Raw genomic sequence first — 26,309 nt, 5'->3', positions numbered from 1 at the left:
ATCCAATATAATTTCTTTTATAGTTGTAATAATATGTCACATTATACCAATGGTCAATAACGCAGACTGCTGCAGATTAGTCTAATCCGTGAACTACAGGCAACCCATTTGCCATGATGGCAAAAAAATAGAGACTCTAGTAGTCTCATAAGGTAAGTCCACCCTTTCGATTCAAATTCCCCATCATCACCTCTATCTTGCTCATAACAGCATCCCGTAGACTTTGAGGCTCCATCGCTTCAATAATCGGACCATAAGAGAGAAAGTAATTTGAAAGCCAATCTCCTTCGGGCATCGATGCGATAACAGTAAAAGATCCATCTTCATGTTTTGTTATTTCTTTTTCACTAAAGTCATCATATATTCTATACGCTCCAGCCGAAGAGATTTTTAACCGAATATCAATAAATTTCTGAAATTGATTATCTGTCACTTCAGCCGCAGATTCCACTGATGTCTCTTGCTCAAAAACCTCTTCAGTGATTTCAATATTAGCGATACGGGATATTTTGAATGTTCTGTATGTTCTTTTATCATAGCAATACGCTTTCAAATACCATGCCTTATCCTTAAAAACCAACTTAATTGGCTCAACCCTGCGCAAGCTTTTCACACCTGAGGTATTAAAATATTCGAATATAATAATATGTTTGCTTATAATTGCCATTTTTAGTGTATGGAAATTTTCTTTGTTTCGTTCATTACTTCCCCAGGGTGAGAAGTCCAATTCAATCCAATTAACATCACTCTTTTTGAAAAGGCTGCTTAATCGTAAAAGAATAGTCTCAATTTCCGGATACCGCGCTGCTGATAGATTCTGCAAGGCGAGCAGTATTTCATCCTGTTCTTTTTCAGAAAGTAATGACTTATTGAGTATAAATTTGTCAAGTATGACGATTCCGCCGCCTCTGCCTTGATTCGTATAGATAGGTATGCCAGCGCTGCTTAATGTCTCAATATCGCGATATATTGTTCTAACCGATACTTCAAAACGGTCAGCAAGCTCTTTCCCCGTAGTTTCTTTTTTCTCAAGTAAGTAATAAACAATGCCGAAAAGTCTGCTGATCTGCATTAATGCACCTCAATTCAAGTACAGTATATCGTTCTAAACACGACACCAGTGTGTCATATTTACATATTTATTAACACAAAACCAGACGGACTGTTGTCAGGTTTTGTCCTTTATATTAAGAAGTGTACAATCAACTGCGGCGTTGTCCGCACATTATAAAGGAGAATGATGATTATGATAAACAAAATTCAATTACCCCAACCGGTTGAGGAACATTTTCATGCGACAAATACAGATGATCCCGCGGCCTTCCTTTCGATCTTTGCCGAGGATGCCGTTGTTTTTGACGCCGGCAAAGAATATCACGGGAAAACCGCTATCAAAGAGTGGAGCGACCACGACTATTTCGAAGTAGGCTTAAGACTAGAAATCATAAATGTCGTTCAGAATGCCAAGCAGATCGTTGTTACCGCAAAATCAGACGGAAATTACGACAAAACCGGACTACCGGACCCCCTCTATCTTGATTTTCATTTTACTGTGGAAGGGGATAAAATTACACGCCTGCACAATGTTCTTTCCTCTAACAGTAGGGCAATTCCTTTGCCGCAGCCTATTGCAGCCTATTATCATGCCTCAGATATCTTTGACGGTGACCTTCTCGCTAACTGCTTTGCAGAGGATGCCATATTAGTTGACAATGGAGAAGAATTTCATGGTCCCGAAGTTATCAGCAAGTTCATTGTGAAGGCAAACAGAGACGCTGCGGGTTGGACTGAAATCACCAATTGTGCGGAGAAAAATGACGAAACGGTTGTCACCGCCACCATTTCAGGTAATTTCAAAGGCAGTCCAATTCCACTGGATTTCCGCTTCACGCTTAATAACGGGAAAATCAAAGCCTTGAATATCGTAGTGTCAGGTGTATAAAGATGATGGTGGAGAATTTAATTAAGGTAAATCAAGAAAAAGAGCAGGTTATCGAAAAGATAACCTGCTCTTTTTTGCATAGTAACTTGACATTCCAAATGAATTTACGTACACACAGTAGTCTCATAAGGTCTCTGTCGTCCCGATATCACATTTGCGAAGCCGCTGCCTCCGCCCCCGCTGTTTCCCACGCTTTCCCAACTGCCTGTCCTGGTCCTCCCGTTACCTGCGGAACCAGCGCTTAATCTGCTCCAGCGAACCCTTCGCTTCCGGGCCATTATAGCCGAAGGCATTGCCAATCATCTTAATATATTCGTTAAAAGTCGTCTCCCGGCTATACCGGTCACTCCACCACGCCTTCGCGTTATAACCCGAGTCCGCCCCGATATAAGTCAGCTCAATCCCCGACTTCTTATACACATGATCAAATATAAACTCCACCCGCCGCATATGAAAATCCGACGACACCACAATCGCCGACTTAAAACCCTTCTCCTGCATGATCGGGAGCGTAAGCTGCGCGTTCTGGTAGGTGCTCTCGGCAGCATCTTCTGTCAGAATAGCGGATTCCGGGATGCCCAAGGAGAGAGCGGTTTCTCGCATGTCACCGGCGGGGCCGGTAGTTTCTTTGGAGTTGGAGAGCAGGAGCTGCGGCGCATAGCCTTCTTTATACAGCTTAACCCCTTGCTCCACCCGCCCTCCGCCACCGCTAAGGATGATGATGACGTCTGCTTGCTTCGTGCCTTCAGTTAATGTGAGAAACGAACCGGTGCTAAACAAGATCATAAGTAACAAAAGCAATGACAGGCTCAGTATTATTCTCTTTTTTATCTTTTTTTGATTTTTTCTTATTATCCCATTAGTCATATAGAATTTCGGTCATTTTTCCATCTATTTTAAGTTTCTGGTACATTATAAATTCAATACCTCCGTAAGGAATAACTCTAGTTAGGTAAAGACCTGAATAAAGCGATACAAACAGTGAGATAAGTCTGTCTTATTCAAAACCTTTAGGTTGATTTCGTAACAATATTATATATCCCTTATCTGTTTTTAAAGAGTGATACATATTTTCTCAGTACCAAAAACTCCTCTTTTTTATAGTTCACGATTAAAAAGGCTGAACTCATAAATATAGATCCACATAATATTTTCAATAAAATTCCCAGTAGTGATATAGGAATGTCTTTTAACAGAATGAGTGATAACAAAGAAGTTACTATAGTAATAATGAAATACTTTGTTTGTCTAATCCAATAATCACTGACCTTTCTACCAAATTTGGATTTGAATAAAACATTTGGTTCATACCATACCACAGTAAAAATTCTACTAATTGCTGTCGAAACCAATATACCGGACAGCCCCCAGTATACCCCAAGTATAACTGATAAAACCAAGTTCAAGAGGGATGCAACTAGCATTATATATTTAATTTCGTTAAATAAACCCATTGTCTCCCTATACATCCAGACCGGGTTAATAATATTTTGAATATAGAAATTAATCACAATCACTATAACGACATTGGTTCCTAATATATAATTATCTCCAACCCACACTGTTATAAAATCATTAAAAACCAAAAGAAAACAAATTGAGCAACAGGCTGCTATCCAGTGAAAAACCAATAATAAAACATTGAATAATTTATATGATTTTTGCATTTCACCATCTGCGTTAAAATTTCCAATACTTGAGAATAATGCTTGAATCAATACGCCAATAAAGGTTGTTATTGCTGTAACAAGCAAACTGTAGTTTGAATAATATCCCACATAAACAGTTCCAATGATAATTGAGATTAAAATGTTGTCAGTGTTGTTCATAATCACAACACCTATTTTATAAAGAAACGTCGATTTTAAATTATTCTTAATTTCTTTTTTACCGAATTCCTCATGTCTTATCTTTTCTTTTATTTTTATAAAAGGATATAAATTATTCGCTTTAACACTAATAAATATATTATTTAATATAGTACTAGCAATCATAATGAATAAGTAAAGTATGTAACTTTTAGTAAACAACAAAATTACAATTTGCAAAATTTCTTTTACTATAATGACTGCCGTTTGTAAACCTTTAACTATATATATCTTTTGATCAGCATTTATCAAAATTGCTTTGTAAACCGAGAAATAAGAAGCTACAGAATTCATCAAGAATAAAACATAGTATAGGATGAGATTACTATTCGAGATATCGCTGTTAACAATAATATTCAAAAACGGAATCAAAAGTAACCCTATAATTAAAACAGCCAGGGCAACTATTCTATATATTTTTTTGTAATAATTAAGCAATACCCGAATAGTGAATCTATCATTATTAGAGAGTGGTTTATAAAGACTATATATCATAACATTACCTATTCCAAGCTCTGCCAACGATAATACTGTAAGAATATTGTTATAGAGCCCATTTACTCCTAAAAACTCAGCTCCAAGAAACTTTATAAACACACTTCTTCCTATAAAAGACATAATCAAAATAATCAATTGACTTCCAATTCCGAAAATCATATTCCTAATCGAGTTAACACTTCTTGATGTTGTAGTACTCACCATTTACCAACTCTATTCATTATAGAATGGTAAAATTTTTTAAAGAGCTCAAATAAACCAATTGCTTTCAATATTTTTTTTATTTTAAATTTGATAAAAGATTTGATGTTTCTATGTTTCTTCGCAACCAAATGTTTGAATTTATAAAAATTCATTTTTCTATGTTTCTTTCCTGACAATACAACATCAATTAATCTAACATCATTTCTATCTTTTATTTCATCTCTGTTTTTTTTAAATTCCCGTAACTTCTTTAATGTAATAAATTTCACATCATTGTAAGAAAAAAAATTATTAGGATTCAAAACAAGATCATCAATGCTCGTTTCGTATAATTTAATATATTTATGATGATTATTTATATCATTAGATTCAATTTGTTTAAATTCGCTTGCAATTGTCATAAAGTCTATATCTGCTGCATCTCTTAAACCATATAGTGCTAAAGAAGCGCTTGAATCAACTAAAAATTCTTCAAGTGACAAGTTATAATTAATTATAGTATCTTTAAATGAAGAAATTTTGTTACAAAACTCCAAATAACAAAGAGGATTTCCATTATTTAAAAAATCAATTGAATTTTCATTTAATAAAAGATTACATATTTGAACTGTTTCAAAATCATTATCAGTTATATGAATGCTATGATTCTCAACATTAAAAACTTTACGGATATCTGACTTTAACTCAAGTATCTTTTCTAATCCGTCCTTACATTCTAAAATATATACTGATATATATCCATGTTTATTAAAACAAGCTTCAACTTTACTATGAATTCCTGAGTAACGATTTTTCAAATTCCCTGTCCATTGTTGTGACGAATAAATTTGAATCATAAAATTTTGTAAACCTTCATAACTTAATTTAACTTTTTTCTTATAAATCAAAGTTGCATATTTTCCAATTAGCTCTTCGATTACATTGTTGTCCATTTCATTATACACAACTGGCCATATACATGAAAAATATATATTTTTTTTGATTTTACAATATTCAGTAACTAAATAATCAATATACTCATTATCTAATAATCTGTTTTCAAAAAATGACGTGCCATAACTCACTGATAAATCATTAAATCGAATTACTGGTACCTTTTGCTTAAAGTAAGCAGCAATTGCAATACGATGTGCTCCATCAAGAATTGTATTATTCTTCCCCACAGGTATGACAGATTTGTCAGGATTAATACCTTGTTTCTTAATATCATCAATTAGTGAATCAAATGTATCCAGATAATCTTCAATTGAGTTCTTAGCTTCGTTTCCAGGTTCTATATATGTTCCATCTGAGAAAGCCTCTATATGAGCACTATAAAGTTTCTTTATGTATGTTAAATCATATCCTTTTTCTCTAAATTCTATATATTTTATTTTTGCAATTAAATCTATTCTTTCTGAAACTATTAAATCAGAAGCATCTATTTCTTCAATTTCGTATTCTTTATTTAAATCGATATTATGACTTTCACAAAAATAATCTGTTAAAATATGATTGATCCTCATTTTTTTCCGAGAATGAAAAAACACAAAATTGCTGTTATCATACCTCGTTTCCCTCCTAGTATTTAATTCACTTCATTTTTCCCCAAGACTTAGTTAATCGTTTTTTAATCTTACTAACTAAATCTAAGTTTTATACTTCTATATAGCGAGATGTTTAATATAAATACAATTATCTCTAATTTCGTTTTAAATAAATAAGAATTTCTTATTAGAAATTTTTTGTCTATTTGAGAAGAATAAATCTTTTTATCGTATTCGCCAAATGTACACGTATTAATATACAATCTTACTAAATAATCTTTTAGCACTCTCTTATTTACTCTATTAATATTAAGCTTATTGTATTCGAGTTCTAGTTCTACACACGTTTTTATAACATCAGCGACATGTTTTCTTTTATCCCCCGTTTGTGTAATTGAGTTATCACGAATAAGATAATTATAAAATGAGTAATTAAGATAGCCCACTCTCTCCGCTGCTAACAATAATTTTGGCGTCCAGTTTTCATCTTCATGTAATAAGCCCCTTGTGAAATATATATTATTATTTTGTATCAAATCTCTTCGATACATCCTAGTCCAAACTGCCACAGAAAATTTTTTATACTTTATACAATCAACAAGATATTGTTCACCTGTCATTACTTTATTGTTAGATGTACCACCTATCATTATATACTTAGAAGAATTCGCATCTTTTATCCTATAAGCATTCCCACACACAACATCCAATCTGTTTTCATTTGCATATGCAAGCAACTTCTCTACAGCATCAAGTTCAATAAAATCATCACTATCAACAAAAAGTACAAACTCACCCTGTGCAATTTTTAGCCCACTGTTCCTTGCATCAGATAGACCGCCATTTTTCTTATGAACTACCTTCACTCTATTATCTCGCTTAGAGTATTCATCACATATATCTCCACAATTATCAGGTGATCCATCGTCAACAAGAATAATTTCAATATTTTTGTATGTTTGATTTACAAGACTTTTTAGGCAACGCACTAGATATTGTTCAACATTATAAATAGGAACAATAATTGATACGACAAGCTTATTACTCATATTTCACCTCTTTACAAAACCTCTTAATAATTTAATTAGCACTCCAATTTTAGTTAGGACAAATAATCTTCCTGTTGAGATTTTTATATTATCGGACATAACTTTATAAGGGATTTTAATTAGTCTTCCACGATATCCATATGCCATAATTGCACGTATCTTTACCTTATGAATTTTAGTGAATTCAATAAGCTCTTTTATATATAATGTGTAACCTCTAAAATTACTACAGAACAATTCATCAATTTTTTTGGTTAAACCATCCTCTCTATACTCGCATACATAATTTATTTCATTGAAGTATTTTATTAAAAAACCATCATTGGCAATTCTATTCCATACAACTGCTTCAGTAATAAATTTCTCACCTTCTATTTCAGGAAATCTATATTCCCTCATGATTTCTGTTCTATAAACTTCTGATTTATCTCCAGAAATATTAAATTTTTGTGTATCTAGAGCTGTGCAACTCAAATTATTCCCATTAAAAGTTCTACCTACCATCTTGCTTGATGTATAACCTTTTAAACCTGATACACCAGCAAATTTCTTTTTTTCTTCCGAAATAGATTCTATCCATGTATTAATACTTTGAATACTGATATTAGTTAAATAATCATCGGAATCTACAATAAAGAAGTACTGCCCTTTAGCTAAATCCAATCCTTTATTAATAGCTCGATGTTTTCCACCATTAGAAAATCTATAATAACGTATATTGAATTTTTCCTCTTTTTTTGATATTTCTTCAAGATATTCAAATGTTCCGTCTGTAGATCCATCATCTATAACTAACCATTCAAAATCATAACAACTTTGAATAGTTAATGACTGGTATAATCTACGCAATGTACTTTTTCTGTTATAAGTTGGTGTAAAAATTGTGATTTCTATCATCATTTACTCCTCATATCATATATCTAGTTTAAAATATCAAACCAGAAAAAATCATGTACTTTAAAAGTATCCAGAAATGATTCCATAAATTTGATTTAAATACATTCCAATCGATAATACTAAAATAATAACTTTAAATATTCTTTTTAATCTATATTCTATAAACTCACTTTTGAAAAAATCATAAAACATAGGCATACATATCAGAACAATAAAAAATATATTTCTTTGAAAAAACACATCGTGAAAAACTGATCCAAAAGAAAATAGTAATACTAGTTCCAAAAAAACATAATTTTTAAAATTATTACTGTAAATTATTTTATCTTTTTTCTTTATTATACAAAACATAGCGTATATCACAGAAATCATTATAAATCTAGCTATAGTTAATCTTAAGCTTATAGTCCTGTCTTCCTCAGTATAAAAAGTTAACATTCTAGCTGCGGACAATGTAAAGCTCGTATTAATTTTTTGTAAAAAAAATGAAATTTCAAAAGAAAAGAATGTCCAAAATATAATAATAAATCTAAAGGGTCTAATAATTCGGTAGACCTTATCTATGACTAGTAATCTCAATGCCAGAAACATAACGGATGAGGTATGTATTAATAACGGGAAGACATATAAAATTTTGTACAGCGATTTTCTATTAAAATAAAATTCATTAATTAAAATAACTCCAAAAATAGTAATAGATAGATAATATCTCACCCCAGAAATGGATTCAATTAATGGAATAAACGCAAAGTAAAATACTATGAAGAATCGGAATAGATAATTCTCTATGTTGTATAATTTGATAAATTTATATATTAATCCAAACAACAAACCATAACGAATCAAAGTCACAGTGAATGGTAAGAGTTGATTGTATGGAGTTTTTGCAACTAAATTAAACAAGAATACGTTAATCAATTCTTGGGAATTATAGAATGAAGAACCAGTATAACGCATAATATTTAGTATCTCGTAATACCTATACAAATCAGTAAATACTGTTGGTTCATAATTATATGCAAAAACGGAAAGAGAAAAAACTGTAATATAAATGGTTAGTCGAAGGACATTTCTTTCTATTTTTAGTCTAAAAAAAAATAAACTTAAAAAAACGAATCCTATCCATGCTATTGCAAAAGAATTAAGTCCATGCATCAAATAATTCAGCACACTACATTCCTCTTTTTATTATAGTTTTGATCTTATTTATCTCTGATTTACCAATCAAATTTCGAATTTTCACTTTTAACTTCCCACTTGGAGATAACCATGAGCCGTTGTAATGATGAATACTGTATGAGTTGGTTGTAATTTTTTTTTCCTTTTGTTTATTTGAATCACCATAGTCACTTGGGCAAAAGTATTCCTTTGGATATATATGCAAATCATTTTTCAGTATTTGATATTTATTATTTAAAACTAGCCCATAGTCCTCAATGGTCATATTTGTAATATTAACTACATTAGGTGTCAGGTTAAGAGTTCTGTTACTATTAATAAATAAGGCATCATTATAATATTCTAATTGGTCTTTAATCCAAGGATGACCCTGGACAGCCCCTATCAGACCAGTTGGAATATATTCGGCACTTTCAAACCCACTAAAAGCACTAACCTCTAAAAAGCGATCAAGTGGTCTAAGTATCTCCATATCTGTATCTAAATAAATCCCTCCATGATTGTAAAGGACATGTAATCTTACATAATCAGAAACAAAAGCCCATTTTTTATTCTCATATGCTTCTTTAACAAATTGATTTATCTCTATGTTGAAATTATCTTCATTCCATTCAATGATTTCAAAATCACTCATATATTTCTCCCAACTTTTTATACATTTCATAATCAATTCTGATTTTTGCCCTTTTCCCATCCATACATAGTGTAGTTTTCTTTCAATCATGATTTACTCCTTTACTCCTTAAAAATTTTAAATATAGTATTTTCACTATTTTATTAGGAATCAAAATACGTGTTACTAATCTTAATACATTGTTATATAAATATTCGAATATATTTATCAAATCATTCTTTAACATATAATTAAATAAACGCTTTTGAGTAATAAAATATTTCACTCCACTTCTTCGAGTATATGTTTCATTCGTTATTCTCATTTTCACCAAAGGTTCATTAATATTTTGAAAAATGAATCCTTGTTGCATCATTCTTATCCAAAGATAATAGTCCTCGTTTAGCCACCAATCTTTATAACCTCCAGCTTTCAATACGTCAGCTTTTCTAAACATAACACTCGGATGGTTTATTGGGTTTCTAAATTTCATTTGATCTTTAATTTCTTTATTATCAATTTTAACTTCTTTATATGCTACTATATTACTTGGAATATCAATAAATTCTGCAACTGCTGTTCCAACAACGCTTAAGTTTCTGTTCTCAACAAACTTTTTTAATTGCTTTTCACATCTATTATGATCAGATATATCGTCTGTATCCATACGTGCTATTAATTCATTTTTGCATTCCTTTAAACCAATACTTAATGCTATTCCAAGTCCAACATTATGTTTTAGAGTAATAGTCTTAAAGATTTCAATTTCACCAAACTCATCTAAAACCTTTTCAAGTTCAATAGTTAATTCCCCATCTTTAACCATAATAATCTCGTTAGGCAGCACACTCTGTTGTAATATACTTAATATACTTTCTCTTAAATAATTAGGATTTTCTTTATGATAAACGGACATTAAAACGGAATAATTTACACCATTCATATTGATACCTCTGACTACAAATTTTCTATTGATTTAAAATTTCAACTCTATAAACACTTCATTTTATCGCCTGATTTTTTAAATTCAGTTCTGAAAATCTAATTGATTCCTTCAAGTCAGAAAAACAATATTTGTGATCAAAATGGCTAGAGTCATCTAAATCAAACACTAAATTTCCATAAACCTTTTTTATCACACCTATTTTCACTCCAAATTTAGAGAAAACAAAACCTAGAAATTTAGAAAAAATAACTTTTTTATTATTTTCACTTGAAATTAATTTTATTAAGTTATTTGTATTTATGTACTCTTTGTTTTGAGGAAAGAAAGTTCCATAAGCCTGATTGTCTATAACGAGTCGGATAAACTCAGATAAGTAATCTATAAATATCATAGATCTTTGGTTTTTTATTAAAGGGAAAAATTTAATTTTTAGTGATAATCTTCTTAATCTTTCGTAGTTCCCTGGTGAATTTGGTCCATACACCATAGGTGCTCTTATAATAGCAATTTTAAAATTTTCACTTATAATTTCAGTCAAACCTTTTTCGGCCTCAAATTTACTTTTACCATAGTATGAATTTGGATTACATATTGTATTTTTGTTTAATACAACTTCACTTTTTATCCCTCCATTAAATCCATACACTGAGAAAGAGCTCATAAAGATAAAATGACCTACTCCTGATTTCTTTGCTTTAGTTGCTAATTCAATTGTTAAATCTCTATTTACTTTATAGTATTGATCTTCCGAAGTTTTTTTTTCTCTTTTATGAACAAGTGCTGCAACATGGAAAATGACTTCATACTTAGTTAAATCAACCCCCCTCCATTCTTCACCTTTTAATGATAAAAATTCAATATTGTATTGACTAGGCCACTGATCTAACCATTTCATGAGACTGGTACCTACATAACTCCCCTTACCTGTGATAAGAATTCTTTTTTTCTCCATTTATAACGAGGCTCCTTTGGTGTTGGGGGGTGCTTCTGTGCTCACTGCGCCTTCTCTAACCCCATCTGACTTCAGCACACTGAGGATCGTCATACAGAATACTTTAAGATCTAATCCTAGAGAGATTCTCTGTGTGTACTCTCCATCAAGCTTAGCCTTCACTTCATTCGGCAGTTCATCCCGCCCATTAACCTGCGCCCACCCAGTAAGCCCCGGCTTAATGTCGTTCGCCCCATACTTATCTCTCTCTGCAATCAGATCATATTGATTCCACAGCGCAGGGCGCGGGCCTACTATGCTCATGTCGCCTTTGAGAATATTTATAATCTGAGGAAGCTCATCAAGACTTGTCTTCCTAAGGAATTTGCCTACTTTGGTAATGAAGAAATCAGGATCTTGCAGCAGATGTGTAGGCATATCGCTTGGTGTATCTGTGCGCATAGTTCTGAACTTGAGAATATAGAACTCTTTCTTGTTCCTGCCTAACCGCTTTTGCCGGAATAGAACAGGTCCTTTAGATGTGGACTTGATCACCACGGCAATAATCAAGAAAAAAGGCCATAACAGGAGCATTCCAATTAGAGCCAATATGAAATCTAAAGTTTGTTTGACGATCATATAAGGCTTCATACGCTCACCTTGTCCTTGAGATACTATGGTTTACAGCTACGGTTGAATAGAATGCAACCTACAACTGTAAACCATGTTTGTTCTGATTTTGATACCTTTTCAATACTACTATTTCCCCATACCCTCTGCTATAGCTCTTCCCTTATCCAGGTCAGCCTCAAAGGCTGCTCTATACTGAGCAATAATAGCCGTGCTATATCCGTTAGTGTTTAGTTTTTGTTCAGCGTCAGCAATTATACTGTTAAATGAGGCTTTAAAAGAGGCTAGTTGCTCTAACCCTTTGGCCTTGATACTTTGCTTGGTTGCAGCATCTGTAGCGCTCATATATTCAAAAGCAATGCCTAACAATGTTGATGTACTCTGCGACTGTAGCGCGCTCAGCTTCGCTTCAGTCTCACTAGTGATACTCTCATAAGAAACTTTACCGGACCCTGTTCCTGCCGATCCTGAACCGCCTGCTGCTCCACCTGGTTCAGCCACAGGGGTTGCTGCTGGTACCGGTGTCGGGCTTGCAGATGGACTAATTCCCTTGTCGGTTGGTTTCGCCGAAGCCGTACTTTCTTCATAGCTCTTAGAATTTGCAGTAATGGTCTTTGTTTTTGGATTCCAGCTAATGGAATTTCCTACAGATTCCGATAAGAATCTTAGGGGGACATAGATCGAGCCGTTCAGCAGATAGCTGGACTGGCCTTGGGGCAACGCCTTCGTACTCCCGTTAAATACATAGCTTGCCTTAACGTTGTTCAGCGTAATATTCTTGGCTGTAAAAGAAGGACTGGAAGTCGCATTCATCAGGTATTCCTTAATGACTACCATCTCTGAGCTGCTTGGCTCCGCTACGGTTACCTTCAGGTTCTTGGCATCCCAGCTTACGCTCTTCTGCAGGGCATACGACATGAAGCGCAAAGGGACATAAGTAGTGTTATTGTACATGAACACATGTTGTCCGGCTGGCGGCTGTAGGGCTACACCATCGAATAGCATGGTTACATCCACATTCTGTACTTTGATAGCATTGGACGCCTTGAGATGCGCTGTTGTTGCAGTGGCTACAGGAGTAGCTGCCGCTACGGTGGTAACCGGAGCCGATGCTGTCAGGGGCTCACAGCCCATTAAGGCTACGCTCAGAAGTGCTGCTGCTGGAATCTTGATCTTGAACATGCCTATTCACTTCCTTTTTCTTGGGCTTTGAGTTGCTCTTCTTCAGCTAAGATCTGATCCCGGGTCTTGCCTTGGCTAACGCCGTACTTCTTGGCAATCTGAGCTAATTCGTTATATTGCTCCTCTGAGACCTTGCCGAGGATGATGCTGCGGGCTTCCCGCTTCTCTTCATTGGTAAGTCCGCCTTGGGCTAACTCTTGCAATCTCTTGATATCTGAGACACTGAGCTGCTTAGCTACGATCGCTGCTACATTCGCTTTATCTGTGATCGTTACGTTCTCTTGAACTTCCTTGGCCTTGTCCGTTGAGATATGGGCTAATCCATCCACACCCGCAGGTGTTGGAGCAGGAGTGCTTGCAGGCTTGTCATTACTTACCGGCTTGTCCGTGCTGGCAGCTGCCGGCTCACCGGCATTACTGGAAGCAGGCGCACTAGCTGGTGCAGCGGTTGAAGAAGGATCAACGGAAGCTGCTGGCTCCGCAGACGGGTCGCTATCTGCTACCACAGGCTCAATCACTTGTCCTTGAGGGACACTGGGTGTATTGCCGGCTTCCACATCGAAGCCGCCTGCCATTGAGTTCATCAGCTTGTCGACAGCATAATTGGCTGCGAATACTCCGCCAACCCCTAACACCACGATGACTGACAGCGTCCAGATCAATACTTTTTTCCATCTTTTCACTTCAGGTACCTCCACATCTCTAATTAGCTAATGGCTGCCTGGATCACTGGCTGCATCGGTACGATCTGGTTAATCACTTCGCGGATGGCTTCTGCATCTTCGGTGATCACCCGTTCTAACCGTTTGAATTCCAGCTCCATCTGGCTCCGGGTGATGACATTAGGTCTGCCGATGAAGATCCGGTCATGCTGAGTGGAACCCAGGTTCTCCTCATCAGTCAGCAGTTCTTCATACAGCTTCTCGCCTTCACGGATGCCTGAGAAGGTGATGTCGATGTCCTTATAAGGCTCGTAACCGGACAGTGTGATTAAGTCCTCGGCCAGAGCCAGAATCTTAACCGGTGCTCCCATATCCAGGACAAACACTTCTCCGCCATTCGCGAAGGAGCCGGACTGGATCACCAGTTGAACGGCCTCGGGAATAGTCATGAAGTAACGGACCATCTCGGGATGAGTTACGGTGACAGGCCCACCGGCTGCAATCTGCTGCTTGAAGGCGGGAATGACGCTGCCCCGGCTGCCTAATACGTTACCGAAGCGTACCGCAGAGAACTTGGTAGGGCTTGCTACATTGAGACTCTGTACATACATCTCGGCAATCCGCTTCGTGGCCCCCATGACGCTGGTAGGATTCACGGCTTTGTCGGACGAGATCATCACGAAGCGCTCTGCCCCATACATGTCTGCACAGTCGGCTACATTGCGGGTCCCGAAGACATTATTCTTGATGGCTTCGGAGGGGTTGCGCTCCATCAGAGGAACGTGCTTATGTGCTGCCGCATGAAAGACCACCTGCGGCTTATAGCTCTGGAATACATCCATCAGCCTTGACCGGTCCTGAATATCAGCAATTACGGTCACGATCTCCAGATAAGGGAAGCTCTTACGCAGCTCCATCTCAATGGTATAGATACTGTTCTCGCCGTGTCCCAGAATTAGCAGCTTGTCCGGTGCAAAAGGGGATATCTGGCGGCATAGCTCTGATCCGATCGAACCGCCCGCGCCCGTTACCAGTACGGTCTTGTTATGAACATAGCCTAGAATGCTGTTCATATCTGCAACAATCGGCTCACGGCCCAGAAGATCCTCTACACTGACATCGCGGAGCTTCTTGACAGAGATCTTGCCTGCGATCAGGTCATTCAGTGCCGGAATAATCTTCAGCTTCGCACCTGTAGCCTTGGCCAGATTAATAATCTCGGATATTTCTGTTCTGGAGACCGAGGGCATCGCGATAATAATCTCGTGAATCTCCTTCTCCTTCACAATCCGCGGAATATCATAACGGTTACCCAGTACAGGTACACCCAGGATGGACAGGTGATATTTATCTGCACTGTCATCAATGAATCCAACCAGCCGGGTGCTCGCGAAGGAAGGTCCCGTCAGTTCTTTGGCAATCAGGATTCCGCAATCTCCGGCCCCGACAATAAGTGTATGAAGCTCAGTATTTTTATTATTGCTCCGGTCACTTCGGAAGACTCTCCAGAAGAAGCGGACGCCTCCCACCAGCAGCAGAACCGTCTCCATAGACCGGACTTCTATGCTGAATGGCACGCGCTCGGGCAGTATCAGATATGCGGCAGCGTAAGATAACACCGCTCCTACTACAATAGCTTTGAGAACCGATATAATCTCGTTAATACTGGCATATTGCCACATTCTGCGGTAGAGTCCGAAATAGACCAGGCTTCCCCCGATGGCCACCGTGGAGATTACGCCGAACACGATCATCTGTACCACATATTCCGGCGGAATCTCATTGTAGAACCGGAACAGGTAGGACGTCACGATGCTGAACCATATGATCGCAATATCGATCATGAATAACACCAACACTCTGGTTTTCGCTGTCATTTTCAGTGCCTCCAAAAATAACATTTTATCTATTAAACAATTCAATTGCCGTAGTAGTAATAATAGTAGCCTTCACTGGCCTTGCGCTTCACATTGTTAAGGACCACGCCCAGCATCTTGGCCCCGACCCGGTCCAGATTGGCCTTCGCCTTAGCTGCAATATCGCGCTTCACCTTACCGTAGCTGACCACCATAATTACGCCATCACTCTTGGAGGCAACAATCTGTGCATCTGTAACGGCCAATAGCGGCGGTGTATCAATCAGAATCACATCATATAATTGACGCAGCTCCTGCAGCACCGCACTCATCCGGTTGGAGGCCATCATCTCAGCAGGATTCGGAGGAATCGGGCCGGATGTCATCAGATACAGGTTGTTCACACCGGATTCCTGAATCACATCGGACAGATTCGCCTGCTGCGAGAGCAAGGAAGACAACCCATACCGGTTACTCAGTGTAAAAGTCTTATGCGCTGTAGGCTTACGCAAGTCACCGTCGATCAGCAGCACCTTCTTATCCGCTTGCGCGTACGCAGCGGCCAGGTTAGCAGTAACGGTTGATTTCCCTTCCTCCGGTCCGGAAGAAGTGACCATAATAATCTGGATCTGTTCATCTACAGAGGAGAAATCTATGTTCGTGCGCAGTGCCCGAAAGGCCTCGGATACCGGCGAACGCGGGTTGGTCACGGTGATCAGATGACGTTGTTTATTTGGCTGCTGTGACATGCTCGAGTTCCCCCGCCTTTCTGCTCTGTGTCTGAGCCTGCTGCCCGGTGGTCTTGGTTTCTTCCTGCCCCAGCCGCGTAATCATAGCTATAGTCGGAAGTCCAAGGTATTTCTTAATGTCATCTTCTGTCTTCAGCGTATCATCGAGATACTCCAGCAGAAAGGCAATCCCCAGACCAATCATCAGGGATACGATAAAAGCAATGGCGAGGTTCATGACCACATTCGGCTCTACCGGTCCGGGTGCAACTGGCGGATTAAGCTTGGCTTCGTTGAGGATGGACACATTCTGTACGTTGAACAAGGACGGAATCTCCTGCTTGAATACAAGTGATATGGCATTCACGATCTCTGCGGCTCTCTGGTATGAATTATCTCGAACGACAAGTGTCATCACCTGCGTGTTATTTACAGAACTCACGTTAACCTTCTTCAGCATTTCCTCTGCCGTAATCCCGAACTGCGGGTAGTTCTTAGCCACAACATCGAGGATCGCCGGAGTCTTGATAATTTCCTTGTACGTATTGATCAGCTGAATGTTGGTATTGATCTGATTCAGATCCAGCTGTGCTGCCGTAGCTTGGGTAGGCGTCTGATTAACGATGATCTTCGTTGAAGCTTCATAGACCGGATTCTTGATATATAAGCTGTAGATCCCGGCAAGAACACAAGCCACGATAACAATGCTGATAATCATCCACAGTCTCTTCCTGACAATCTGGAAATAATCGCGCAAATCCAATTCTTGTGCTGACAAGTGCATTTCCCTCCAAGCTGTAAATTCTTATACCCTATATCCTAAAAAAGTGCCTCCTCTCTATACGACGAGAGGAGGCTCTCCACAATACTATTTACTTACTTGAAGTTGATTGTACGGTAGATAATCACTGCAGCTTCAGCACGTGTAGCTGTGTTGTTAGGGTTAAACTTGCCGGCGTTGCCGATCACCAGGTTGTTGCTGGCAGCGAAGGCTACTCCGTCTTTCAGGGAAGCAGCGATCTTGCCTGCATCGGAGAATTTGCTGAGGGAGCTGACATTCGTTGCAGCTTCCGGCTTCTGCGACTTCACGGCACGGGCAATCATCGTTGCCATCTCAGCACGGGTAATCGTTGCATTAGGATCGAACTGGGCTGCACTGCGTCCAGTAATGATACCCTTCTCAGCAGCAACAGCTACGTAAGGAGCATACCAGGCAGTCGAGCTTACATCGCCGAAGCTCTGCTTCGCGGAGTTGTTCTCCAGGTTCAGTGCGCGGATCAGCATCTTGGCGAATTCTGCACGGGTCACATTGTTCTTCGGAGCAAAGTTGCCATTGCCTACGCCTTCAATAGCGCCCTTGGCTGCTACGACTGAGATCTGTCTTCCAGCCCAAGCCTGAACACTTGCAACATCCTTGAAGCTGACTTTGTTCTCCAGTACAGCGTAAGAAGAGAAGCCGTCACGCGGTTCAGTGATGTGATCACCATCTACAACCCCGCCCTGGAATTGCAGTGCGCCGTATACTACCTTCGCTACGGACAGCAGTTCACGGTCAAGGCCTTCTGTATTCTTAAGCGGCAGCTTGATAATGATTGGCTGCTGGAAGGTTGTTGTTGCAACGCCGCCCACAGTCAGTTCGAAATCATATACGCTGGATGCCAGCTTCAGGCTGGACACAGAGGTTACGGTTGTATCTGCTACGGTGGAAGCAGTCAGGGTAATAGCTTCACTGAACTGTCCTACCGGAATCGTTACGGTCAAGCCGTTGAAGGTAATGGCGATGTTGGCAATGCCTTTCGCCTTGGCTGCTTCGATGATTGCTTTGGACAATGGCACTTCTACCGTTGCCGCATTTACTGTACCCAGGTCCAGGGTAAGGGTAAGACCTGTCTTACCGGCATTGGCAGCAACCAGTGCATCGAAGGCTTTCAGTACGTCAGCATCTACGAGCTTCAGGGTTGCTTTGTCGCCCACAATCGTTACCAGCTTGGATACATCGTATACACCTGGTGTAGCTGTAGGGTTCGTAACCGGAGCAGTTACTGTGCCGTTGCCGCCACCGCCATTGCCAGTTCCAGGAGGGTTAGTAGTACCGCCACCGCTGAAGCCGTAAGCTTTGATATAAGCTGTAGCAAGGGCTTTCACTGCTGGTTTCGTTGCTGGAACTGCAACACTCAGGTTATTCAGGCTCTCCTTAACATCAGCAGGAGAGATGTTAAGGTTGTATACTACTTGGCTTACTGTAAGAGCTCCAGTACCTGTCTTGTGGTTAAGTACTGTAGTAATGGCATCATTAATCAATTTGTCCTGGCTTGCAGGATTAGCAACGATGTCCAACAGTTCCGAGCTAGTTTTGCTGCTGAGTAATGCGCGGAGCTGGGCTTCAACACCATCAGCGCCGAACAGGAAATCAATGAAATCATCCGTTGTAAGATTCTTTACGCCTGCCTTGTCTGCAATCTTCTTCAGCAGGTCCACATTCTTCACATCATAACGGATATTCTTGATTGCAGTGTAATCCTTGTCATACACATCATAGACTACACTGGATACGCTCTTGAATGCTTCATGGGCAGTTACCACGTCAGCTTCTTCCAGGAAGGTAAGCTTCTCAAGTACTGGCTTGAAGATTTCTCTGAATGCTGCAAGATCCACAGCGTTTGCTTGATTTTTGTAATTCAGAAGCAATAATCTGTCGGCTTCTGTCAGTTGACCATAAATCTTCTCAACCTTCGCCTTCACATCTGCCTGCGATACTGCTGCTGCGGAAGCTGTACTCACTCCAAAATGTTCAGCCAGCCCCTTGCTGCTGAACGGGAATCCGGCAACGGATGCCGCTGCCATGCTTACTGCTAGTGTAGATACTGCTAATTTTTTCTTCAAAGTCACTTGTCATCCACCTCTTGGTATGTATTTGTATTAATAATAGTGCAAGAATCCAGTAATACCCATTCTACCATTAATGACACAGAAGGTCACCCTTTGCGAGAAAAAAATCCGAACAATCTATGAAGTTTGCTGTTAGATTGAATAGAATTCACTCGATTAATCTCGTTATTTGCAAGGATGTCGCGCGCATTTTGTAGAAAAAAGTCGAATGATTCTTCTCCCAATTCCCGCCGCACCACTCCGTAAGCCTCGCTTAATCCAAAGGGACGGTGCACAGAATCATGCGCATCTGATGCAATAATATGCACGGCATGCTGGCGGCATAATTCGAGCGACAGCTTCTGCAGCTTACTCCCGAATACGCCGGCCATACTCTGTGCGGTAACCTGCCCCAGGGCACCAAGCTCTATTAACCGCAGCAGCTTGGACGGATCGGCAGCAACCTCCGCATTGCGCTCCGGGTGGGCGATAACCGGCACCATGCCCTGGATGACCAGCTCATGGCAGGTCTCTTCCATCGTGCGGGGCACCCGCGAAGAGGGCATCTCCAGCAAAATATACCGGGAACCGGCAAGCGTCAGCAGTTGTCCGCGCTCCAGATCATCGAGCAGTTCTCCGTAGATCCGGATCTCCTGCCCCGGCAGCACGACCAGCGGATTGCCTGCCTCCTGCAGCTTCGCGTTCAGCACCCGCACCGCCGCCTCAATCTCCGGAGCCGGATTCATATAGACTCCGTTCGCATGGTGGGGGGTAGCCACTACAGTTGTAATACCATCGTTATGGGCGTCAAGCGCCATGGCGAGAGCGGCGTCGTAATCAGCGGCTCCGTCATCCATGAAGGGTAGAATGTGGCTATGGATATCTATCATATGTTGTTTATCGGTCCTTTCGTAGAGGATATGTATAGTTTTCGCAAAAAAATACAACCATTTCACTAGGAAATGATTGCCAAATTTTAAAACAATATCATTTATGCTTCCAGTCGGAACAGCCGGACGGCCGCCTCTGCAAGTCTCTCATCGACTTCCTTAATTACTGCCTCTTGCTGACTACGGTTGCGCATATCGAGCAGTCTATTAATCTCTTGACGGAGCTGCTCAATCTCACATTCTACGCTCTGACGCTTGTAGACAGCCAGCATCTCTGCTACTGAATATTTATGCTGATAGATCAGCTTGGTGCCGCCCGGTCTCACTTCCGAGATCCGGCGCACCGAGCCGCCTTCATAGTAGTACATCATTGTAAGATCCTTATAAATCCGGTTTACGGTCCCCGTGCCCTTATACATGAAGAATAGTTTGCGGACTGCATTAATCAGATGAGGATTCACCACCCTGCAGGACAAGGAACCCATATAGATGCCGCCTTTGCGTTCAAAAGACAGATGGACCTCCTCGCCTCCGGCCTCCTCCAGCACAATCTCCTGTTCGCCCGCGCCCAGTACCTTCACACGGTGACTGATATAGCTGGTATCAGCGGTCAGCAGAAACTGGTTCAGCTGAAATTCGGTCATTTGCATCGTTGCATTCACATATTCCATTGCCAGACGCTGAGCCATAAACATCCCTCAATTCTTAATGACAAACCCTTAAGTCTCGGAAGGCGCTTCGTGCTGCGGTTCATCCCCGGAATCCTGATCATCCGGTTCTGCCGGAAGCTCTTCTTCGGTGGGTAGAGTATGTCTATCTATAAGTTCCCATAATTCGTCTTTGCCAAGTCCAATCTCTGATGAATACGCAATGAAGCTGTCTCCCGGCAGCACACCGAGCTCCTGCTTCATTACCTTGATATGCTTCGGCCAGCGGGTCTTCGGAATTTTGTCCGCTTTGGTAGCCACTACGCAGAGCGGCAGATCGTAGTGCTTCAGCCAGTCAAACATCATCTTGTCATTGGCTGTCGGCGGATGGCGCAGATCCACGACAAGCAGGACCATCTTCAGCGTCTCGCGCTCCGCCATGTACTTCTCGACCATTTTGCCCCAGGAGGCGCGCTGTGTCTTCGAGACCTTGGCGTAGCCATACCCCGGAAAGTCAACGAAATACATGCTCTCATTCACAAGATAATAGTTCATATGCTGCGTCTTGCCCGGCGTAGAACTGGTGCGGGCCAGATTCTTGCGGTTAATCATCCGGTTGATCAGAGAGGACTTCCCTACATTGGAGCGCCCTGCCAGAGCAATCTCCGGCAAGGCATCCACTGGGTATTGGTCAGGGCCTACGGCACTGATAATAAATTCGGCGTTGTTAACTTTCATAAGACTTCCTTTCTAATGCACACTACTGGGCGCTTCAATGCTTATTTCTGTATCTGAATCTGAGCCGGTGTTAACGTCTTCTGCATGGTCTACGAGCGCGTGCTTCAGCACCTGGTCCATATGGGATACCGGCACGAACTCGACATCATTACGGACACTCTCAGGAATATCCTTGAGGTCGCGTTCATTGTCCTTCGGCATAAGAATCTTCTTGTAGCCTGCACGGTGGGCGGCCAGGGACTTCTCCTTCAGGCCTCCGATCGGCAATACGCGTCCGCGCAGCGTGATCTCGCCGGTCATGGCTACATGCTTGGAGACATAACGCTTGGTGAGCGCGGAGATCAGCGCCGTGGCGATTGTAATCCCTGCGGACGGACCGTCCTTGGGAATCGCACCTTCGGGAATATGGATGTGAATATCGTTCTTCTCGTGAAAATCAGGGGCAAGCCCCAGCTCCTCCGCCTTAGAGCGGGTATAGCTGAAGGCGGCCTGCGCCGACTCCTTCATTACATCGCCGAGCTGTCCGGTCAGCGTCAGCTTCCCGGTGCCCTGGACCACCGTGACTTCAATCAGCAGCGTATCGCCGCCAACCTCTGTCCAGGCCAGCCCGGTAACGGTACCGATCTGATCCTCCAGCTCAGCCATTCCATAACGGAACTTGGAGGCTCCCAAGTAATCCTTGATCTCCTCCGGAAGAATGCTGACGCGTTCCTTCTCTTCCGAGACAATCTGCTTCGCCGCCTTGCGGCAGAGGGCAGCAATCTGCTGCTCCAGATTCCGCACCCCGGATTCGCGGGTGTACTCGCGGACAATCTTCAGCAGCGTATCGTCTCCGATGGACAGCTGCTCTTCCGCAAGGCCATGGCTCTTGCGCTGCTTCGGCAGCAGATAACGGCTGGCAATCTGCAGCTTCTCCAGCTCCGTATAGCCGGGAATGAACAGCATCTCCATCCGGTCCAGCAGCGGACGCGGAATGTTGTGCACAGCATTCGCGGTAGTGACGAACATGACGTTCGACAGGTCGAACGGCAGCTCTACGAAGTGATCGCTGAACGTATTGTTCTGTTCCGGGTCCAGCACCTCCAGCAGGGCCGCCGACGGATCGCCGCGGAAGTCCGCTGCCATCTTGTCGATCTCATCCAGCAGGAAGACAGGGTTAATGCTGCCTGCCGTCTTCATCCCCTGGATGATCCGGCCCGGCATTGCGCCGACATACGTACGGCGGTGACCCCGGATCTCGGCTTCATCCCGCACGCCGCCCAGCGAGATGCGGACGAACTTGCGGTTCAGGGAGCGGGCGATAGAGCGGGCGAGCGAGGTTTTGCCGACGCCCGGAGGACCTACCAGACACAGAATCGGCCCCTTCAGACCCTTGACCAGCTTCTGCACGGCCAGGTATTCCAGTACCCGTTCCTTCGGCTTCTCCAGACCGTAGTGGTCTGCGTCCAGCACTTCTTCCGCCTTACGGATATCCAGATCATCTTCCGTTGCTTCACTCCAGGGCAGGCCAAGCAGCCAATCCACGTAGTTGCGGATGACGCTGCCTTCGGCCGAGCTTGCCGGCATTTTCTCCAGACGGTCGATCTCCTTCAGGATCTTCTCCTGCACCCGTTCCGGCAGATTCTTCTCTTCCATCTGGGTGCGCAGCTCATCGGCTTCACCGGCCCGGCCTTCCTTCTCGCCAAGCTCCTTCTGGATCGCTTTCATCTGTTCACGCAGGTAATATTCCTTCTGGGTCTTCTCCATCTGCTTCTTCACACGCTGGCTGATCTTGCGTTCGAGCTCCAGCACTTCACGCTCATTGTTAAGGATATCGAGCAGCTTCTCCAGACGCTTGCTGACGTCAATGGTCTCCAGAATCTCCTGTTTGTCCTTGATCTTCAGCGCCAGATGACTGGTGATGACATCCGCCAGCCGCCCAGGCTCCTCGATATCGGAGACCGCAGCGAGTGTCTCTGGCGTTACTTTTTTGGACAAAGTGATGTAGTGTTCGAACTGGCTCAGTACGCTGCGCATCAGGGCATCGCTCTCCTGGTCCACATCCTCCTGCTCCGGCAGCTCACGCGCCATCACCTCGTAGTACTCCTCGTTGTCCGTATAATGAATGATCTCAGCCCGCTCTACGCCTTCCACCAGCACACGGATCGTACCATTGGGAAGCTTCAGCATCTGCCGCACATTCGCCACTGTACCCACGCGGAATATATCCTCTTGCCCCGGCTCCTCAATATTAACTTCAGATTGGGAGCAGAGGAGAATAAGATTATCTTCAACCATAGCTTTCTCTAGTGCCCGGACGGACTTCTCACGGCCTACATCCAGATGCAGAACCATACTGGGATATACAAGAAGACCTCTAAGCGGTAATAAAGGAAAACGACGACCTTTGGATTTATTTTGTATCATCGCTTTCGCACCTCCCATGGTTCATAAGTAGTGTCATATGCATTCATTCTAACAAAAGCCGCATGAAAACACCAACAACCCGTGTCCGCAATTGGCGTTATTGGCACGCTCACCCATCGGTATGTAGTATTCGCCGAACATTCGTGTCCTATGCCGCTGCTGCTCCCCCTCCTAATGCGCCAAAAAAAATCCCCCGGCAGCTGCCCGCCAGGGGATTCTACTATGTGTCTGTCTTACCCGGGCAGACTCTCGCCCGAAGCATCCGCCTTCAGAAGTGAAGGCGCCGAAGAGAAGGTCTCGCCGGATACGGCGGGCATTCTGATGTCTGCCGTATCCGTGCCGAACAGGTGGCGGAAGACTTCCTCCACCGTGTCCACGGGGATCACCCGCAGAGCGCCGAGATCGGCGAACAGCGACTGCCAGTTCTCCTTCGGAATCAGCACAGTCGTTGCTCCCGCCTGGAAGGCAGCCTCCACCTTGGCGACTACGCCGCCGACCGGCTTCACCCGGCCATGGATGCCGACCTCGCCGGTAATCGCCACCGTGTTGTCCACCGGCAGCTGCCGGATGGCAGAGACGATGGCTACCGCCATGGCCACCCCGGCGGACGGGCCGTCAATTGGCGTCCCGCCGGGGAAGTTAATGTGCAGGTCATACTTGTCCGGCTCCAGCTTCATGGAGCGCAGGACGGTCAGCACATTCTCAATCGAGCCCCGGGCCATGCTCTTGCGCCGCACAGTCCGCGAGCCTCCGCGTGTCTCCTCTTCATCGACTACCCCGGTGATATTCAGCCTGCCCAGCCCGTTAAGGGCTGGCGCGGCTGAGACCTCAATCTCCAGCAGTGTGCCCATGCCGGGCCCGTAGACGGCAAGGCCGTTGACCAGTCCGACCTGCGGGGCGGATGGTATCTTGCGCTCCGTCCGCAGCGGCAGCTGGCTGCTGCTGGCGACCCATTCCACTTCCGCAGCGCTCAGCGTATCCCGGCCTTCGGTCAGCGCAAGGCCCGCAGCCAGCTGAATCATATTCACCGCCTCGCGGCCGTTCGTAGCGTACTGCTGCACGACCTCGACCGCTTCCGGGCTTGGCTTCAGCCCGATCTTCTGGACGGCATCCCGTCCGATCACGGCAATCTCCTCCGGCAGCAGCGGACGGAAATAGATCTCCATGCAGCGCGAACGCAGCGCCGGCGAGATCTCGTCCGGCGACCTTGTCGTGGCTCCGACCAGCCGGAAATCGGCAGGCAGTCCATTCTGAAAGATATCATGGATATACGCAGGCGTATTGTTATCCTCAGAGTTGTAATAGGCGCTCTCCAGCAGCACCTTGCGGTCCTCCAGCACCTTCAGAAGCTTATTCATCTGAATCGGATGCAGCTCGCCGATCTCATCGAGGAACAGAATGCCGCCATGCGCCTTGGTTACTGCGCCCGGCTTCGGCTGCGGGACTCCAGCCACTCCCATGGCCCCCGCTCCCTGATAGATCGGATCATGCACAGAGCCGATCAGCGGATCGGCAATGCCGCGCTCGTCGAAGCGCGCCGTAGTGGCGTCGATCTCGGTGAATTTGGCATCGCGTTTGAATGGCGATAACGCATTCTTCTTCGCTTCTTCCATAACTACCCGCGCCGCTGCCGTCTTGCCTACACCCGGCGGCCCGTAGATAATAACATGCTGCGGATTGGCACTGCATAACGCGGCCTTCAAGGCGCGCAGTCCGTCCTTCTGTCCGACGATATCGTCAATGGAGGCGGGGCGTGTCTTTTCCGAGAGCGGCTTGGTCAGTGAGATCATCCGCATCTTCCGCAGCTTGTCCAGCTCCTTGCGCGATTCCCTGTCCACCGCTGTCTTGTTCGTCTTCTGTCCCCGCAGCAGATTCCAAAAATAAACGCCGATGACCAGCGCGAAAAAGAGCTGCACGACCATCAGCAATATACTTAGTTCCATAGGTCACCCTCCTGTATCCTTCCGTCTGCCTATTCTGTATTCAGCTTCTACTAGGTAGTATAGCCGTTTCAAACATTCGTAAACTCCCGCAGCAAAAAAACCGCAG

Annotated in this window: 22 protein-coding genes; 1 reads left to right on the top strand and 21 read right to left on the bottom strand. The window is 42.9% G+C overall.

Features of this window, described 5'->3' with window-relative positions; translation table 11 throughout:
• Nucleotides 1-145 precede the first annotated feature (145 nt).
• Complete coding sequence (locus J2Z70_RS22525; protein WP_209876924.1) at nt 146-1,072, bottom strand: helix-turn-helix transcriptional regulator; 927 nt, start codon at nt 1,070-1,072, stop codon at nt 146-148.
• A gap of 174 nt (nt 1,073-1,246) precedes the next feature.
• On the opposite strand from J2Z70_RS22525, the gene J2Z70_RS22520 reads away from it, so the two are divergent.
• The gene (locus J2Z70_RS22520) at nt 1,247-1,942 is read left to right on the top strand and encodes a nuclear transport factor 2 family protein (RefSeq protein ID WP_209876922.1); all 696 of its coding nucleotides are present in this window, start codon (nt 1,247-1,249) and stop codon (nt 1,940-1,942) included.
• 222 nt (nt 1,943-2,164) lie between these two features.
• Here the strand turns inward: J2Z70_RS22520 and J2Z70_RS22515 are convergent, their stop codons facing one another.
• The 20 genes from J2Z70_RS22515 to lonB all read right to left on the bottom strand — a co-directional run bounded on the left by J2Z70_RS22515 (nt 2,165) and on the right by lonB (nt 26,203).
• On the bottom strand, nt 2,165-2,728 hold the full coding sequence (locus J2Z70_RS22515) for a YdcF family protein (protein ID WP_209876920.1): 564 nt from the start codon (nt 2,726-2,728) through the stop codon (nt 2,165-2,167).
• Nucleotides 2,729-2,985: 257 nt separating this feature from the next.
• Nucleotides 2,986-4,467: a lipopolysaccharide biosynthesis protein gene (locus J2Z70_RS22510; protein ID WP_209876919.1), complete on the bottom strand. Its 1,482-nt coding sequence runs from the start codon at nt 4,465-4,467 to the stop codon at nt 2,986-2,988.
• Between the two features lie 38 nt (nt 4,468-4,505).
• On the bottom strand, nt 4,506-6,017 hold the full coding sequence (locus J2Z70_RS22505; RefSeq protein ID WP_209876917.1) for a ParB N-terminal domain-containing protein: 1,512 nt from the start codon (nt 6,015-6,017) through the stop codon (nt 4,506-4,508).
• A 113-nt stretch (nt 6,018-6,130) separates the two neighbouring features.
• The gene (locus J2Z70_RS22500; RefSeq protein WP_209876916.1) at nt 6,131-7,087 is read right to left on the bottom strand and encodes a glycosyltransferase; all 957 of its coding nucleotides are present in this window, start codon (nt 7,085-7,087) and stop codon (nt 6,131-6,133) included.
• A gap of 3 nt (nt 7,088-7,090) precedes the next feature.
• Nucleotides 7,091-7,987, bottom strand: coding sequence for a glycosyltransferase family 2 protein (locus tag J2Z70_RS22495; protein WP_209876915.1), 897 nt, complete (start codon nt 7,985-7,987; stop codon nt 7,091-7,093).
• Nucleotides 7,988-9,155: 1,168 nt separating this feature from the next.
• Nucleotides 9,156-9,887 (bottom strand): glycosyltransferase family 32 protein, encoded by a 732-nt coding sequence (locus J2Z70_RS22490; protein WP_209876914.1) that lies wholly within the window; start codon nt 9,885-9,887, stop codon nt 9,156-9,158.
• The gene (locus tag J2Z70_RS22485) at nt 9,880-10,719 is read right to left on the bottom strand and encodes a glycosyltransferase (protein WP_209876913.1); all 840 of its coding nucleotides are present in this window, start codon (nt 10,717-10,719) and stop codon (nt 9,880-9,882) included. Before J2Z70_RS22485 ends, J2Z70_RS22490 begins: the two co-directional genes overlap by 8 nt.
• A 58-nt stretch (nt 10,720-10,777) precedes the next feature.
• Nucleotides 10,778-11,674, bottom strand: coding sequence for an NAD-dependent epimerase/dehydratase family protein (locus J2Z70_RS22480; protein ID WP_209876912.1), 897 nt, complete (start codon nt 11,672-11,674; stop codon nt 10,778-10,780).
• Complete coding sequence (locus J2Z70_RS22475; RefSeq protein WP_209876911.1) at nt 11,675-12,292, bottom strand: sugar transferase; 618 nt, start codon at nt 12,290-12,292, stop codon at nt 11,675-11,677.
• A 120-nt stretch (nt 12,293-12,412) separates the two neighbouring features.
• The gene (locus tag J2Z70_RS22470; RefSeq protein WP_209876909.1) at nt 12,413-13,465 is read right to left on the bottom strand and encodes a stalk domain-containing protein; all 1,053 of its coding nucleotides are present in this window, start codon (nt 13,463-13,465) and stop codon (nt 12,413-12,415) included.
• A 2-nt stretch (nt 13,466-13,467) separates the two neighbouring features.
• Entirely contained in the window at nt 13,468-14,148 is a 681-nt protein-coding gene (locus tag J2Z70_RS22465; RefSeq protein WP_209876907.1) for a hypothetical protein, read from the bottom strand.
• 23 nt (nt 14,149-14,171) lie between these two features.
• Entirely contained in the window at nt 14,172-16,004 is a 1,833-nt protein-coding gene (locus J2Z70_RS22460; RefSeq protein WP_209876905.1) for a polysaccharide biosynthesis protein, read from the bottom strand.
• Nucleotides 16,005-16,045: 41 nt separating this feature from the next.
• Entirely contained in the window at nt 16,046-16,732 is a 687-nt protein-coding gene (locus J2Z70_RS22455) for a CpsD/CapB family tyrosine-protein kinase (RefSeq protein ID WP_209876903.1), read from the bottom strand.
• A complete protein-coding gene (locus J2Z70_RS22450) occupies nt 16,713-17,495 on the bottom strand; it encodes a YveK family protein (protein WP_076159883.1) in 783 nt (260 codons plus the stop codon). The genes J2Z70_RS22455 and J2Z70_RS22450 overlap by 20 nt, the downstream gene beginning before the upstream one ends.
• A 92-nt stretch (nt 17,496-17,587) precedes the next feature.
• Nucleotides 17,588-19,600 carry an S-layer homology domain-containing protein gene (locus J2Z70_RS22445; RefSeq protein ID WP_209876901.1) on the bottom strand — a complete coding sequence of 671 codons (2,013 nt, stop codon included), beginning with the start codon at nt 19,598-19,600 and terminating at the stop codon, nt 17,588-17,590.
• Between the two features lie 86 nt (nt 19,601-19,686).
• Nucleotides 19,687-20,469 carry a tyrosine-protein phosphatase gene (locus J2Z70_RS22440; protein WP_209876899.1) on the bottom strand — a complete coding sequence of 261 codons (783 nt, stop codon included), beginning with the start codon at nt 20,467-20,469 and terminating at the stop codon, nt 19,687-19,689.
• Between the two features lie 101 nt (nt 20,470-20,570).
• Nucleotides 20,571-21,164: a non-ribosomal peptide synthetase module gene (locus J2Z70_RS22435; protein WP_245368449.1), complete on the bottom strand. Its 594-nt coding sequence runs from the start codon at nt 21,162-21,164 to the stop codon at nt 20,571-20,573.
• Nucleotides 21,165-21,188: 24 nt separating this feature from the next.
• Nucleotides 21,189-21,854 (bottom strand): ribosome biogenesis GTP-binding protein YihA/YsxC, encoded by a 666-nt coding sequence (gene yihA, locus J2Z70_RS22430; RefSeq protein ID WP_036726020.1) that lies wholly within the window; start codon nt 21,852-21,854, stop codon nt 21,189-21,191.
• A 12-nt stretch (nt 21,855-21,866) separates the two neighbouring features.
• Nucleotides 21,867-24,260, bottom strand: a complete 2,394-nt coding sequence (gene lon / locus J2Z70_RS22425; protein WP_209876897.1) for an endopeptidase La — start codon at nt 24,258-24,260, stop codon at nt 21,867-21,869.
• Between the two features lie 233 nt (nt 24,261-24,493).
• Nucleotides 24,494-26,203, bottom strand: coding sequence for an ATP-dependent protease LonB (gene lonB / locus J2Z70_RS22420; RefSeq protein ID WP_209876895.1), 1,710 nt, complete (start codon nt 26,201-26,203; stop codon nt 24,494-24,496).
• Between the last annotated feature and the right edge of the window lie 106 nt (nt 26,204-26,309).

The organism is Paenibacillus silagei (assembly GCF_017874735.1).
In the GTDB taxonomy this organism is placed as follows: Bacteria; Bacillota; Bacilli; order Paenibacillales; family Paenibacillaceae; genus Paenibacillus_AQ; species Paenibacillus_AQ silagei.
The sequence above is the reverse complement of the archived record's forward strand: the minus strand, read 5'-3'. Positions and strand labels throughout refer to the sequence as shown.

Bases quoted from the DNA above. Each gene is read 5' to 3' on its own strand.
- J2Z70_RS22480 (WP_209876912.1), bottom strand. From the start codon at position 11,674: ATGGAGAAAAAAAGAATTCTTATCACAGGTAAGGGGAGTTATGTAGGT.
- J2Z70_RS22510 (WP_209876919.1), bottom strand. From the start codon at position 4,467: ATGATTTTCGGAATTGGAAGTCAATTGATTATTTTGATTATGTCTTTT.
- yihA (WP_036726020.1), bottom strand. From the start codon at position 21,854: ATGAAAGTTAACAACGCCGAATTTATTATCAGTGCCGTAGGCCCTGAC.
- J2Z70_RS22505 (WP_209876917.1), bottom strand. From the start codon at position 6,017: ATGAGGATCAATCATATTTTAACAGATTATTTTTGTGAAAGTCATAAT.
- J2Z70_RS22515 (WP_209876920.1), bottom strand. From the start codon at position 2,728: ATGATCTTGTTTAGCACCGGTTCGTTTCTCACATTAACTGAAGGCACG.
- J2Z70_RS22470 (WP_209876909.1), bottom strand. From the start codon at position 13,465: ATGTTCAAGATCAAGATTCCAGCAGCAGCACTTCTGAGCGTAGCCTTA.
- J2Z70_RS22500 (WP_209876916.1), bottom strand. From the start codon at position 7,087: ATGAGTAATAAGCTTGTCGTATCAATTATTGTTCCTATTTATAATGTT.
- J2Z70_RS22490 (WP_209876914.1), bottom strand. From the start codon at position 9,887: ATGATTGAAAGAAAACTACACTATGTATGGATGGGAAAAGGGCAAAAA.
- J2Z70_RS22485 (WP_209876913.1), bottom strand. From the start codon at position 10,719: ATGAATGGTGTAAATTATTCCGTTTTAATGTCCGTTTATCATAAAGAA.
- J2Z70_RS22460 (WP_209876905.1), bottom strand. From the start codon at position 16,004: ATGACAGCGAAAACCAGAGTGTTGGTGTTATTCATGATCGATATTGCG.
- lon (WP_209876897.1), bottom strand. From the start codon at position 24,260: ATGATACAAAATAAATCCAAAGGTCGTCGTTTTCCTTTATTACCGCTT.
- J2Z70_RS22435 (WP_245368449.1), bottom strand. From the start codon at position 21,164: ATGTTTATGGCTCAGCGTCTGGCAATGGAATATGTGAATGCAACGATG.
- J2Z70_RS22475 (WP_209876911.1), bottom strand. From the start codon at position 12,292: ATGATCGTCAAACAAACTTTAGATTTCATATTGGCTCTAATTGGAATG.
- J2Z70_RS22440 (WP_209876899.1), bottom strand. From the start codon at position 20,469: ATGATAGATATCCATAGCCACATTCTACCCTTCATGGATGACGGAGCC.
- J2Z70_RS22495 (WP_209876915.1), bottom strand. From the start codon at position 7,987: ATGATGATAGAAATCACAATTTTTACACCAACTTATAACAGAAAAAGT.
- J2Z70_RS22450 (WP_076159883.1), bottom strand. From the start codon at position 17,495: ATGCACTTGTCAGCACAAGAATTGGATTTGCGCGATTATTTCCAGATT.
- J2Z70_RS22520 (WP_209876922.1), top strand. From the start codon at position 1,247: ATGATAAACAAAATTCAATTACCCCAACCGGTTGAGGAACATTTTCAT.
- J2Z70_RS22455 (WP_209876903.1), bottom strand. From the start codon at position 16,732: ATGTCACAGCAGCCAAATAAACAACGTCATCTGATCACCGTGACCAAC.
- J2Z70_RS22525 (WP_209876924.1), bottom strand. From the start codon at position 1,072: ATGCAGATCAGCAGACTTTTCGGCATTGTTTATTACTTACTTGAGAAA.
- lonB (WP_209876895.1), bottom strand. From the start codon at position 26,203: ATGGAACTAAGTATATTGCTGATGGTCGTGCAGCTCTTTTTCGCGCTG.